Annotated in this window: 11 protein-coding genes; 7 read left to right on the top strand and 4 right to left on the bottom strand. The window is 33.5% G+C overall.

The window, feature by feature from the left end; genetic code table 11:
- Nucleotides 1-22 precede the first annotated feature (22 nt).
- Nucleotides 23-388 (bottom strand): response regulator transcription factor, encoded by a 366-nt coding sequence (locus ODZ84_RS18045; RefSeq protein ID WP_266173771.1) that lies wholly within the window; start codon nt 386-388, stop codon nt 23-25.
- A 93-nt stretch (nt 389-481) separates the two neighbouring features.
- Nucleotides 482-2,668 (bottom strand): ATP-binding protein, encoded by a 2,187-nt coding sequence (locus ODZ84_RS18040; protein ID WP_266173770.1) that lies wholly within the window; start codon nt 2,666-2,668, stop codon nt 482-484.
- A 688-nt stretch (nt 2,669-3,356) separates the two neighbouring features.
- Here ODZ84_RS18040 and ODZ84_RS18035 point away from each other — a divergent pair.
- The gene (locus tag ODZ84_RS18035) at nt 3,357-4,043 is read left to right on the top strand and encodes a DUF421 domain-containing protein (protein WP_266173768.1); all 687 of its coding nucleotides are present in this window, start codon (nt 3,357-3,359) and stop codon (nt 4,041-4,043) included.
- Nucleotides 4,044-4,223: 180 nt separating this feature from the next.
- Here ODZ84_RS18035 and ODZ84_RS18030 read toward each other — a convergent pair whose 3' ends face one another.
- Complete coding sequence (locus ODZ84_RS18030; RefSeq protein ID WP_266173767.1) at nt 4,224-4,382, bottom strand: hypothetical protein; 159 nt, start codon at nt 4,380-4,382, stop codon at nt 4,224-4,226.
- 54 nt (nt 4,383-4,436) lie between these two features.
- Between ODZ84_RS18030 and ODZ84_RS18025 the strand changes: the two genes are divergently transcribed.
- Complete coding sequence (locus ODZ84_RS18025) at nt 4,437-4,922, top strand: DUF4385 domain-containing protein (protein WP_266173766.1); 486 nt, start codon at nt 4,437-4,439, stop codon at nt 4,920-4,922.
- 196 nt (nt 4,923-5,118) lie between these two features.
- On the opposite strand, the gene ODZ84_RS18020 is transcribed toward ODZ84_RS18025, so the two are convergent.
- Nucleotides 5,119-5,937, bottom strand: coding sequence for a GLPGLI family protein (locus tag ODZ84_RS18020; RefSeq protein WP_266173765.1), 819 nt, complete (start codon nt 5,935-5,937; stop codon nt 5,119-5,121).
- 1,580 nt (nt 5,938-7,517) lie between these two features.
- Between ODZ84_RS18020 and ODZ84_RS18015 the strand changes: the two genes are divergently transcribed.
- The 5 genes from ODZ84_RS18015 to ODZ84_RS17995 all read left to right on the top strand — a co-directional run bounded on the left by ODZ84_RS18015 (nt 7,518) and on the right by ODZ84_RS17995 (nt 13,805).
- On the top strand, nt 7,518-7,928 hold the full coding sequence (locus ODZ84_RS18015; RefSeq protein ID WP_266173764.1) for a helix-turn-helix domain-containing protein: 411 nt from the start codon (nt 7,518-7,520) through the stop codon (nt 7,926-7,928).
- Between the two features lie 528 nt (nt 7,929-8,456).
- Entirely contained in the window at nt 8,457-9,530 is a 1,074-nt protein-coding gene (locus ODZ84_RS18010) for a nucleoid-associated protein (protein WP_266173763.1), read from the top strand.
- Nucleotides 9,531-9,577: 47 nt separating this feature from the next.
- Nucleotides 9,578-10,935, top strand: a protein-coding gene (locus tag ODZ84_RS18005) for an IS3 family transposase (RefSeq protein ID WP_408612347.1) whose coding sequence is annotated in 2 segments (ribosomal slippage) — nt 9,578-9,913 and nt 9,916-10,935 — 1,356 coding nt in all. Because the reading frame shifts where the segments join, the coding sequence is not laid out codon by codon here.
- A gap of 81 nt (nt 10,936-11,016) precedes the next feature.
- Nucleotides 11,017-12,213 carry a hypothetical protein gene (locus ODZ84_RS18000; RefSeq protein ID WP_266173762.1) on the top strand — a complete coding sequence of 399 codons (1,197 nt, stop codon included), beginning with the start codon at nt 11,017-11,019 and terminating at the stop codon, nt 12,211-12,213.
- 80 nt (nt 12,214-12,293) lie between these two features.
- Nucleotides 12,294-13,805, top strand: a complete 1,512-nt coding sequence (locus ODZ84_RS17995; protein WP_266173760.1) for a hypothetical protein — start codon at nt 12,294-12,296, stop codon at nt 13,803-13,805.
- Nucleotides 13,806-14,082 lie beyond the last annotated feature (277 nt).

Here is a 14,082-nt window from a genome sequence, read left to right as displayed (position 1 = left end):
ACTTTAATCTGCTCAGAATGGGCTATCTTGTACCTGCAGTCAGCTGTGCCACTTTATCCAGGAGATCATCCATATTAAAAGGTTTGCTGATGAATGCATCGGGTCTGCAGGCCTGATCTATTTCAATGGCTTTGGCATGGGCACTCATTATAATAACCGGTACATTGCAGGTTCCGTCTGTCTGTTTAACATAGTTGCACACGTCTATGCCCGAACCGTCCGGCAGCATTACATCGAGAAGATACAGATCGGGAATCACAGTAGATGATTTTGTGTAAAACTCACTCACGTTAGGGCAACAGATCACATTATAATTATCAAACGATAATAAAATTTCTAAAGCTTCTCTTATATTTTTTTCATCCTCAAGGATAAAGACTGTTTTCATATTCTGATAGTTTAAGGGATGCTTGCCATACTTTGACAGGCAAACTTCAATATGCAAAAATTATGCAATGAATACGGATGTGGTACCTATTTTCTATTGATCAGACATTTTTTTAAACCTGATAGTAAAGGTAGTCCCCTGTCCCGGCTCACTTTCAACCGATACGGAAGCATTAAGTTTATCCGCAATTCTTTTTACAATAGAGAGCCCGATACCTGAGCCTTCAAAGCCATCGGTATTTGGCAGTCTCTTAAAGATCTCAAAAATATTGAGGTTATCCGATAAATCCATTCCGATTCCGTTATCCGTAATGGTATAGCAAATCTCGTTGTTTTCATATTCACTGTACACTTCAATGGCAGGTTCGGTTTCTTGACTGCTGTATTTAATGGCATTTCCTACGAGGTTTAAAAACAGCTGGTACAACAGTGTTCTTTCGCCCCATATCGGAATACAGTTTTTTAGCGTAAATCTAAGATGTGGAACCTTATATTGCTGCATGGCATTTTCTATTATGCTCAGGATTTCAGATTCGGGATCGATCATTTCAAACTCAAATTCTACCTGGGTCACCTTGGAGATCTTATAGACTTTATCCATCATTTCGGTAATGAGTTTCGAACCCTCGATGATATTAGCCGCCATCTTCAGCTTCATTTCTTCGGAAAGATTCTTTTTGCCTGAAATCAGCTGTGCCGACAGCTGAATGGACGTCAGGGGATTTTTCAGATCATGCATAAGCGTGTAACTGAACGTTTCAAGGGCATTATTTGAACGGACCAGTTCCTTATTAAGCTCTTCAATCTCGCCACCGCGTTGGGCGATAGACTGCTGAACAATCTGGCCGATGTCTTTTAAAAACTGAATTTCAGACAGCTTCCACTCCTCTGATTTTCCTTCCGTAGTTTTGATCCAGGCATCAAACGATGTACGTGGTGAATAGAAGCTTACGCCATTAACATTGTCAACCTCCTGTATCTTTACAGGTTTCCCGGCCCAGATTTCGTCTACGATTCTTTCCTTCCTGAAAACATAGATATACCAGTTACTACTGGGAATGACATCCAATCGGACCACACCCGGAAAGATCCCTGCTTTTCCTGATTCCTCATTCTCACCATCCGTCCTGAACTGATGGGTCGAATAAATCGCTTCGTATCCGCTTTCGCCAATGGTGTGGTCCATCTGTAAGATCTGTTCCGGCGAAGGTACTTCTCCATACTGTTTAAATCCCTGATCGTGGCGGATGATCACCCCATCAGCAGACATGATATCCATAATCTGTGAACCGAACTTTTCTAAAATAGTAAATCTGCCCCTGTTTACCAACAGTTCGGTTTTTAGCTCAGTCTCCATATGACCGATCGTATCCTGAAAAGCTAACATTTCTTTCTGTTTTCCGGCCAGATAGTTATTCACTGCATACTGTGTCAGAAAAACGCACAAATGCCTCTGCGAAAGATCGACATGTCGGGGGTGATAATGCTGGCAGGTAACCAGACCCCACAGCTCACCATCGATAATAATTGAAAAGCTGGCACTGGCCTTTGCCCCGGAGTTCCGGATATACTGAAGGTGTAGCGGTGACATGGCCCTGATACTGCACCGGCTGAGATCCACAGATTCCTTCGACAGTCCTATCAGCCCATGCACAGGTGCATCGACATCAGCCGTATGTCTGGCATGAAAAACTTTATAGAGTTCTCTTGCCTGTCTCGGTATATCAAACTCAGGATAACGATACCCTAAAAATGATTCGATATCGTCCCGTTTCGATTCTGCGATAACCTGTCCCCCTTCATCTTCCAGAAATTTATACACCATCACCCGATCAAAACCTATAATCTCACGAACCAGATCGGTAAGCGACTGCCATGTGCCAATACGGCTCTGATCTTCAATATATTTAGCATAATAATACAGTTTGGTGGTCTTGATCTGTTCGGGATGTGCCAATTCGGTTTCCAGATAGATCCTACCATCGTATTGGTAGATGCTCAGAAAATAATCATGCTGTGCCAAGCGGATCCGTTCAACAAAACGGTAAAATATCTTATCCTGAATATTCTGTTCGACCTGTTCAACGCTATACCCAGGTAACAGACTTTTAAGGATGTCAGCCAGAGAATTCCCTACCAATGAGGAGGATTCCCATCCTTCGATACGGGCATTGTCACTTGCGGCGACACAACATCTGTCCTGGAAGACCAATAGAAAGCCTAAATCCTGTACCTGACCGGCGAGATGGATCTTTTCCTCATGACACTCGATTATTCTCATAAATTTCTATTCGTATTAAAGTCATAACCGACAAAACTATCAAATGAAATCTAGTTAAATCAAATAATCCGGAATGGTTTAGACATTTTTAGATGGTGTAAATGTATTAATTTTAATGAAATCTGTCAATAGTGTTTATTGATGTCATTTTGTTTTTTTTGTATGTTCAGCCATTGATCTTATTGGCAATATTCGTTAACTAAATACTACAGTATAAAGGATTAGAAATATTTAAAATAAGCTTCTATAAGTTTCATATCTTTTTCGGAAACATTTGTCAGATAAAATGTATAGTTACTGAATGCGTTTTGCGATTCAATTTGCAACTGCGCCGTATGGGCTCCTGTTTTTTCAAATTCCTTTATAAGAAATCCTCCAAAAGTAAGGTGTCTTTTTTACATACCGTAAAAGGACCATTATAAATTCTAATGGGAAAAAAAACGTCAGTATTATTAATTTTTAATTAAACATATTTTAATTTTCAATCTCCTTACTAATTTTTAATTGTTTTTCAGAGCTCTATCTAATTTTGTAATTCAGGGTTCAAAATATTCGGCGATTCCTGGTAAAGGAAGTGAAAATAAATTATTCTTCACTCATGTTTACGATTTCAGCAGAAATTTGACTGTTGGCTGCAAATTTGTTAGTACCATGACCTTCTTATTATCTATTCACAAAAGTAAAAACTATGAACTTAGATTGGAACGAAATATTCATCGGAGACCTTAATTTCAGCTTTGCCCTTGAAATTGTCATACGCACACTCATCATGTTCAGCATGGTACTTCTTATTTTACGACTCTCCGGGAAAAAAGGTGTACGCCAGCTCTCCCTGTTCGAAGTGGCGATCATTATTGCCTTAGGTTCTGCCGCCGGCGATCCTATGTTCAGCAAAGAGGCGCCGATAGTTCCGTCTGTTATTGTATTTGCAGCCATCATTCTCCTCTACCGTGTCATTACCTATTTTGCCATTAAGAGTGAAAAGTTTGAAAACATTATCGAAGGGGAACCTATCTACGTGATCGAAGACGGCGAATTTGTAATGGGCATCAGAAAAGATCATACTTTCGCTAAAGACGAGTTTTTTTCTGAAATGAGACAGGAATCTATTGAGCATATCGGGCAGGTAAAAACAGCCATCCTGGAAACGACGGGAAAAATCAGTTTCTATTATTTTACCGATGATGAGGTTAAATATGGTCTGCCGGTTCTCCCTAAGCCCTACCAGAAAAAATCAGAAAATGTCTCTGATGAAGATATCTATGCATGCACCTATTGCGGACATGTCAAAAAGCTAGTTCCCGGAAATCATCAGTGTACCCGCTGCGACCAATCTGAGTGGGTCCGTGCTATCAATACTGTGAGATTAACCTGATGTGATGTAGATCATCATTACGGAGGCCGGATATACTTTTCTCTCACCGCTATCGGACTTTGTTCCGGAAAAGACCTCTGCCTTGCAGCCTGATCTTATTTTGATTGAGGACCACCTTTATCACCTTCCGCAGGGCCGGGAAATAAGCCGCAGCCAGAAAAGATCAGCATTAACTTCTTCCTACCCATTATCATCATGACGACCACCATAGAAACAGGAAATCTGCTGTCGGAATCTGAGGCTGATGCTTTGCTCATAAAGCCGTTCGACATAAAGAGTCTTGAAACTTTGTTGTACCGTTGTGTTCAGGATAACAGGCTGATATAAGTATCCGTCCATAATGGATTTCAACCGGTATTACCAATAAAGGCATCCTGTTTGTATAAATTCAGGATGAGCAGCAAAAAACCTACCTATTTAAATTTCAATTCTGCAGACTATCCCTGGAAACCGGACATCGATTACAGGAAATCTCCGGAAAAATACAGAGTGGGTAAAGGTGAACAGGGCGTACTGATCTGTGAGCCTTACAAAAGTGAAATTGGCCGGTACTGGCGGTTCAAGACGGCCGATATTGCCACCGAAAGTTCTGATAAAATCTATTCCCTTTTTCTTCAATACCTGGACACCGCAGACTTTGTAGGTGCAGACATGGCCCGAAAATACCTTCAGATGGGATTTACGCGTGCCAGACGTTATTTTAATTATAAAGGCGGTAAAAAATATGATGCTGAACATGATTACGAACCCCTGAAGCGCGGAACCGGTGATCCTGAAAAAGCGATCGCCGCCGACATCTTTTTTAAAAAGTGGAAAGAGGCAGAGCAGAATGAAATCTACACCCGCCTGAAAAAGGAATGGAAAGAAAAGTACGGATAAGTGTCTAGTAGAAAATAAGGGGCAGCCATAAATATATTTTCAAATATATTCATGAATTAGCGGCATGATGTATTCGATCCAAAGGTCAGATTGATTTTTAACTAATTTTTCAGATATTTTTTTATACTTTAAACTAGACTTAAATGTTGTGCTAAATTTCAAATCACATAAAAATAATTTAGAAGAATAAATTCAATTACTCCAGTTCAATGGGGTTATGTCCTTTTTTCTCCGTCTCGGTTATTTTGGGTCTGGTCTGGTCTTGTGAAAATACAGTACCCATACTTTCTAACTCACGTCTGGCGTTTGCTCTAAAATTTTTTCTTGCTTCTGACAATTCTTTTTGTGTGACCAATTTAGCCCCTTGATACCGTGCTTTATTTACTGTGACGGTTTTACCCTTTAATTGATGACTAGGCACTGCTTTAACTAATTCATAATCATAATCTGCTGTTTTATCAGTTATTTTTACTATTAAACCCGGCAGACCACTGAATTTGTATGGACCATAGGGGAAAGGAATTTCGGTAGAATACCAAGCGATCCAGTCTCTGCCTTTAAAATTTACCTCTGCTCTTTTGCAATGAATGGCATTAATCACTTTCGTTTCATGAATCAACTTCCAATTATGAATTACGGGATTAGTATATGATAACAGAGTCATTCCAACTGACTCGTAAAATTGTGAATTTTCGTTTGTCTGAATGATTAAAAAGTTAGATCTGGAAACAGGAATACCGCTTAAATCAATAATACTGCCCTTTTTATGGTATTCCGCCGAAAAAGCTGAGTCAAATTTCAGTTTATTTTCACTACTAAAAAAAGAACGTTTATCTGTGATTTGTAATGTATATAATTCTTTTATAATGTGATCTCCATGTAAAGTATTAGGCTTATACTGAAGCAAGTAGGTAAATTCACCTCTTAGCGAATCCACCGTAGCTGTCTGAGAAAATGAAACAGCGAAAATCAATAAAAATAGAGTTATGAAGGTTCGTTCTTTTATAAGATTCATAATTTAGTACTTGAAAAAAGTTCAGAAAATATTTATAGGTCTTTCTTCCACATTATATCTTAATGAGTTAGCTACTAATTACAGTATAACTTTTTAAAAGCAGACACAAATATTTTTTGAACGATTTATTTTAGATTAATCTAGTTAATCAACGTATTTCAATAGTTGAATTTTGTGCACCCATTAAGGTGTATACGGGCTGTCATACATACAGTAATTGCTTTGAATATTAGTCCCCCATGTATTCCATTGATCTTCAGACCAGTTCTGACAAGTATATGCAGATGTACATGACACTACTACTGTTCTGCATTCTGCACGCACAACGGCTTTAGCTGCTGTAGTTCCTTTACTTTTGTTTTTTTAGTTTGAGATTTTACTGTACTCTCTTTTTTTATACTACCAGATTTTGCATTTCAATATCGGAGCCTAAAATATCAGAACTCTTCGCAAATCCCAATGTTGTAACAGTTGATAACACTGCTGTAAATAATAATTTTTTCATCGTTATAAAATTAATAAATTAAAGGCACATTTAGCTATCGATAACACTTCAAATATAATATTTTATTCAAAATATCAAAAATAAAATCGATAAATTTTACATATGTCGTTTTTATTAAATTAAATATTTAAATAGAAATAATTTAATAAGCTGTATTAATTTTAAAAACAGCACGATTTACAGTTACTTATTTCATATTTTAATGATTTATTGTTAAATTATTTATTTTTGATATGCCTTAATAATGAACTCCTCTTGATTTTAAAAATTTTTTTATAGGTAACAATAAAAATCAGCAAAAAGAACATAAGATGATAAAGAAGGACAAGAACTGCTGAATCTTATGGTGACCAATGTCTGTTGAACGGTAATGATTTCAATGTACAGTATGACCTGCCATAGTACTTTAAACTGTAATTTTAGGCTCTTGAATTTACTTGGAAAAACTTCTTTTTGAATAAAGCTATCAAACTACTATATTCACCATACGCCTGTGATAATGCGAAATATATAGCTTCCTGAAAACTGTGATTATGACCAACTATTTCTAAATCTTCACTAGAAATTAGAGTCATTGGCTCTTTCCTAGCAGAAAAATATACTCATCAAAAAAAATAATATGGGAAACGAGACCTTATTTTTTATTGTTTTCTTTGAGCTGATAGTCAGGATGTCCTAATTGCCATAATGCAAATGCGAAAATATTTGATAGATTGGCGTATTTCTGTTTTAAAAGAAGATCACGTCCACCATGTCCGCCATTATAGTCCACTTTAAGCAAAACGGGATTCTTGATACATTATCTGCTTGCAATTTTGCGGCAAATTTAACAGGCATCCAAGCGGCTACCCGCGGATCGTTAATCCCAGTGGTAATAAAGGTTGCCGGATATTTTATATTTCATTAGAACACGATCAACCAACTAAATTCTGCTCTTGTATGCAAATTATCTACACTTTAAAAGAATAAAACATATAAGTGAATGGGTATTTTACAGATAATTTTTTAATTTCACTATTCAAATAAATTAACAGAAATGGCTTATCTTTAAGCCTTTAAAATTTTGATTACCGCTATGGAACAGAGAATACATCAGGGCAGAAATGTGAAACGCTTTAGAGAAATGCTTGGCATCAAGCAAGAAGCTCTGGCTTTTGACTTAGGTGAGGAATGGAATCAAAAGAAAATTTCTCTGTTAGAGCAGAAAGAAGTCATTGAAGAAAATCTTTTGAAAGTAATTTCTCAGGCTTTGAAAATTCCAGTAGAAGCCTTTCAGAATTTTGATGAAGAAGCTGCTATTAATGTTATATCAAATACATTTACTAGTAATGATGAATCAACGTTAAACGCAGTTAATCCATATTGCACCTTCAATCCTATTGATAAAGTTGTTCAGTTATACGATGAAAAAATTGCTTTGTACGAAAGAATGCTGAAAGAAAAAGACGAAATGATGGATAGGCTTGAGAAGCTTATCAATAGATAGAACATTAGTAATTCGGGATAATTAATTTTCATTTGAAGTATTGGTTTAATTAAATATCTCGATTGTATATCTAGGGCAAGCACCAAAACTATTAAATCTGTTGACCTAGCTTCTTTAAAGAAAAGTTAATTTTCACAATAATTACATTTTAGGGATACTAAAAAAGGACACTATTTTATGAATATAATTGAACAATCTTAAAAGTAAATAAACAAAAAAATCCTTGTATTACTAATGATACAAGAATTTAACTTTTAGCTGTGTTTAGTTATTTTTAACTGTTTTCAGTCCATATGGTCCCACCTGGGCTCGATGTTTTTTATTTTACCTTTTATTTATAGGAGTTTCAAGCAATTGTATTTACAAAGGGGAAATTATAGGGGAAACTTTTCTTTAAATCATGTAAAAATATTTAGTGTTTCTATAATTATTTTCTAAGACAAAAAATTAATTATGGTAAACCGTAAATGCTACATTTACTAATGTTTGTATATTTGAAAAAACTAATCGAATGTAAACAATTTAAATATGGCAAAAAAATTCGAAAAAATTGGAGAAAATTTAGAAGTTAAAAATATAGTAATCCATCAGCTATTAAAAGATGCTGGTAATAGACTTGTTAATCCTAAGGCTGCTAATAATTTATTAACAATTGGAGAAAAGGAAAAAACATTTCTTGGAAATCTTGATAAGTCTTATCATAAAAAATCTAGTCCAATTTATGGGATTTTCGCGGAAGAACACCCGAAGTTTAGAGATTGTTTAGTTGATTATATAAATGGTGACTGCCAATTTTATGATTTTTCTATTAATGTGATGAATCATTATAAAATTGTATTAGAAAATACCGTAGCTGCAACTGGCGGTTATATGATTATATGCGAATATAAAAATATAATAACATCCAATGATCTACTTTTAATTTTAATGATTAACAACAAGGAAGGATTCGTTATTGATGAAAAAAGTTTAACATTAGATAATATTAAAAACTTAGATTTAAGTAAAGTTGATGTTGCTTGCTTAATCAATCTAACAGAATGGGTAAATATAGAAAATAATCTTCCTTCAGAGAGAAAGACATATCTATCCTTCGTTAAAGGAATGAAAGAAGTCAGTTATTATTTTATGTCATTTATTGATGTTGATAATAAAAATACAAGTACAGAATCTACAAAACGGTTAATTCATGCCATTGAAGCATACGCTGATATTGAACAGTGGGATAGAAATACAAAAATTAATAAAAAAAATAAAGTATTTACTTATTGCCACGATTGTATAGATAATAAAAAAGAAATTCTTTTATCGACAATTTCTAGTATTCTAAATCCTGATAATCCTGAGTATTTTCAAGATTTTGCTACTGAAGAAGATTATAGAGTTAGTGAAATCATAAGCGGAGATAAAGCACGTATGAAGTTCCTAAAAACAATTACTTATTCTGATAAAGAATTTAAAATTGAGTTTGATACCAAACTAATTTTAGATAATACAATTGTCTTAGATAGCAGTGGGAACAAATTAACTATCAAAAATATTTCTCCTATATTAAGAGACAAAATTAAAGAATGTAAATCGTCAGCAAAAAGTGGACATTAGACATTAAAAATTTAAGGAGTGTTTTCATAAAAAGAGTAATTTTAATTATGGCAACACCGAAAAAGAAACCGACCGAGAAATTCGTAAAAGATATTCGGCAGAACACCCGCAGAATATTCACTGCAGAGCAAAAGATTTTAATCGTGATGGAAGGTCTTCGAGCGGAGACTTCCGTAGCCGAACTTTGCAGGAACCATAATATTGCACAGTCGCAGTTTTATGCCTGGAACAAGGAGTTTATGGAAGCAGGAAAGAAGCGCTTAAATGGAGATGTCGCTCGCGAGGCTACGAGTGATGAAGTATCAGATCTGAAGAAGGAAAATGCACGTTTGAAAGAGATCGTAGCTGATCTGGTCGTTCGCTATGACATTGTAAAAAAAAGTTTAGACAGGCTGGATTAATCGATAAATACAGGAAATATATGAGATTATCGGCAGCTGAGAAATACGAGATCATTCAAACGGTAACCACAAGTGAACTCGGCGTGAAACGAACCTTGGAAAGTTTTGGAATTGCTAGAAGCAGCTTTTACAAATGGTATCAAAGCTACTTGGAAAACGGCTATGATGGCTTGGAAACTACGAAAAGAACAAACCATAGGCAATGGAACAGCATTCCTGAAAGACAGAAAGATCTGGTAGTAGAGATCGCTTTGGAACACACCGAATTATCTGCAAGGGAACTGGCCTACAAAATTACCGATGAGCAAAGTGTTTTTATTTCAGAATCTAGTGTTTACCGGATTTTGAAGCAAAGAGACTTAATCCCGGCACCGAATCATTTTCTTCTTTCGGCAGCAAATGAGTTCAAAGACAAAACGGAATTTGTGCATCAAATGTGGCAGACAGATTTTACTTATTTCAAGATCATAGGCTGGGGATGGTACTATCTGAGCACGATCTTGGACGATTACAGCCGCTACATCATTCACTGGGAGCTATGCGACTCAATGAAAGCCGAAGATGTGAAACGAACGGTGGACACAGCCATTAAAAAAGCAAAATTAAAGACCAAAGCCAAACCGAAACTGCTCTCGGACAACGGTTCCTGCTACGTCTCCAATGAGTTGAAAAGCTATCTGAAAGACGATTTAAGGATGAAACAGGTTCACGGAAAACCAATGCATCCGCAGACCCAGGGCAAGATTGAACGTTATCACAGAACGATGAAAAATGTAGTGAAACTAAATCATTTTTATCATCCCGAGGAACTCATCCAGGCACTGGAGAAGTTTGTAGAAAACTACAATAACAAGCGCTATCACGAGTCGATAAATAACCTCACTCCAGCAGATGTGTACTTCGGAAGATCAGAACAGATTTTGGAAAAAAGAAAGCAAACAAAAGCGGAATCCATCCGAAAAAGAAGACAAATATATAACCAACAAAAATTAGTAAGTTTATAAATCGAAAATCCTCCTTAAGGATTTAAACTAAAATGTCTAAGTTGGTTTGAAGACGTACAATTAAAGAATTGAGCAACAAAAATGCTTAATCAAATAGTTGATATAATTAATGCTTCATCCTCAAAAAGTATTGAGGATAATGTTTTATTTTGCCAAAATGTAATTGACGATAAATCATTTTTAGATACACTATACAATTCAGAATTAATTGAAAATTCTGATATTGATGATTATTCACTAGGAGATTCTATAACTTTAGAATTTTCTCTCCCAAGACTTTCTAGTATTGGTTTTTTTGAAACTAGAGAATCATTTTTAAGAAAAAATTATTACAATATTCCTCGTGATGAAATTTATATTTTTGAAAGAAGCTCTTATTTATCGAATGATTTACCTTTTCATCAAAATTATTCTCTAATTGTTAATTTAATATCCAAAATATCCAGTTTTTCAAAACATACTTATGAAGATGCAGAAGTTTTGAACGCAATTATTTTAAGAGAGGAAATTTCTTTATTTCTACCATTAACATATTCCTATGAAGATTTAGAATCCTTGAATGTGGATGTAGCAAACAGAATAGAACAGTTTGTTTCACTTCTCCAAACTAATGCTTTTGTAGATAAGAAAAATGTTTATTTGAACTTTTTAGTTGAATATCTAGTTCCAAAAGAAGAAAATATTCGTTTTTCATATTTAATCCAAAATTTTTATGATTACGACGATAAAGCGGAATCTAGTTATAACTATTATTTACGGAATTTTTCATATAACAAACTGAAAGTCGAGCTTGATTCAAAAGCGTTGGAATTTAATCAAAAATTACAGTCTGTTATAAATGATTCACAAACAAAACTAATTGCCATTCCAACTGCCTTAGTATTCACTTTATCTACGTTGGACTATCAAAGTATAAATTCTTTTAAAAATTATTTGCTAATAATAGGATTGATAATATTTTGTGTATTCATTCAAATCTTTATTAATAACCAAAAATCCTCTATTGGCTTCATTAGCGACAATATTCTTCAATATAAATCAACTTTTGAACAGAATAAAATTATAGAACTAGAAAAATCTTTTAGTAAGGTTGAAAAAGAAAAAATAAAGCAAAGTAATAGAATACTATTAATGCAGCTTTTCTTATGGCTATCTCCCTTATTATCCATTTCAACAGTTTTATTTTTGAACGCTTACAAATTAATAGCAATACTGACAATGTTAGCTTATATTATATGTTCGTTGATTTTTTATTTTATTCTTGTTTTCAAAAAATAATAATATAAAATTAAAACTTAACTATTAGAAAAGTATTTATATTATTTAAAATAGCAAACAACCAATTAATAATTTATTTGATGACAACAATATTATCCCCCATACCGTATAAGACTACTGCTAACGAAGAATTAGCAGGTGAAACTATAATCCGGATTGAAGCATCTAAATTTGACAGCATTGATTATCAAGAAGGGAGGCCATCTATATCATATGTAAATTGCAGATTTACAACATTGCATATTGAAAATCAAGAAGAAATTGAATTTAGAGATATTAATATAAACTTTTTAAATTGTTATATTGGAGATTTAAAAATAAAGGAAATAAAATCAACAAATATTTCATTACATTTTAGTAGTTCTATAATAAGTGGAAATATAAACAATCAAAATATTAATTATGTTGGAATTAACAATTGTATAATTAACAATAATATTTTTATTCAAAATATTAACAAGGTTTACATTAGCTACACAGAGGAGAATATTTTTGCAAAGAGATGGATTAATCTATTTAAATCAATAAACACAACTTTTGAGCAAATCCTACCAAAGAAAAACTCATTCTTTATTAATGACTGTAAAGAATTAACTTTCCAATTTAATGAAGATAGTAAAACTGGATTTAAATTATCAGACAGGCACACTACAGGAGAAAAAAGTCTGCATTATTATTTGACAAATGAAGATAAAAACAAACTTAGTATTAACCTAAATCTAAAAAATTCTGCTGGTAAAGGTCATATAATATCAAAAATACATAATTCAATACTTAATAGTTTGTCTATCACCGGCAATTTTGAAGGAGAAATTCAATTAGAAAATTCAAGTATTAACAATTTTTATTTACATAATTTTTCAACAGATAAGGGAGCAATTTTCTTTGATATAAAACCTCGTACTATTTCTGATACTGTAAGTACAAAACTAGAACTTCACAAATCAAATTTAGATAACGTCATTTTTGATAATTTCTCATTAGCAAAATATGCTGAAATTTCATTATATAGAAATAAATTTGGGCAAAGCACATCATTTATATCTTGTGATTTTCCAAATAACTTTGCTGAATTCGAAAAAATAAAAACCATTGAAAATATACATTATCCTGAAAAAAAGGATGATAATTATTACAAAAACAGATATGAAGTTTTTTTAAAATTAAAAAAAACAGTAGAAAATTCAGGAAATTTTTATGAATCACAAAAGCTTCAAATGGTTTCTAATGAAGCTTTAAAACAAATAGAATCCATTCCTGCACAAGATAAGTTAATACTATGGGTTAATAGCTTCTCTAATAATCATGGACTTTCAATTGGCAGACCTTTTAAATGGCTTATCATAGTTTCAATAATTTTTTATATCTGCTATCTTTGGACTCTTGATAAAATTTTTATTTGTTCTTCAATAGACTGGAATCTTATTGGTTATTATTTTTCATTTCTAGATATCACACACAGGACTGATTTTTTAGTTAACAAAAATGAACTTAATGGTCTAAGTCTTTTTATAGACTATTTTAATAAAATTATTACAGGATTCTTTATCTATCAATTTGTAGCTTCTTTCCGAAAATACGGTAAAAAGTAAGAATATTTAAAGCTTGTATCACTACGGTACTTCCAATTCTTAAGGGTAAAAGTATTTGGTAATTCGCAAAAATAAAAACGTCATAATCAAAAACTAATTATAACATTAATTCTTATTCTCAAACACGTTTTTTAAGGGATCAAAATACTCTTTTAAGTACCATGGTGGGAAAATATATTACTAAAAAAAGAACATCGAAATTTGTCTTATTAATTACCTCCTCGTGTTTATTAGTTCGTACATAAGTTTCATTAACTATGATAAAGACTTTGAAGAA

Origin of the sequence: Chryseobacterium fluminis, assembly GCF_026314945.1 — a bacterium.
Taxonomy (GTDB): domain Bacteria; phylum Bacteroidota; class Bacteroidia; order Flavobacteriales; family Weeksellaceae; genus Chryseobacterium; species Chryseobacterium fluminis.
The sequence above is the reverse complement of the archived record's forward strand: the minus strand, read 5'-3'. Positions and strand labels throughout refer to the sequence as shown.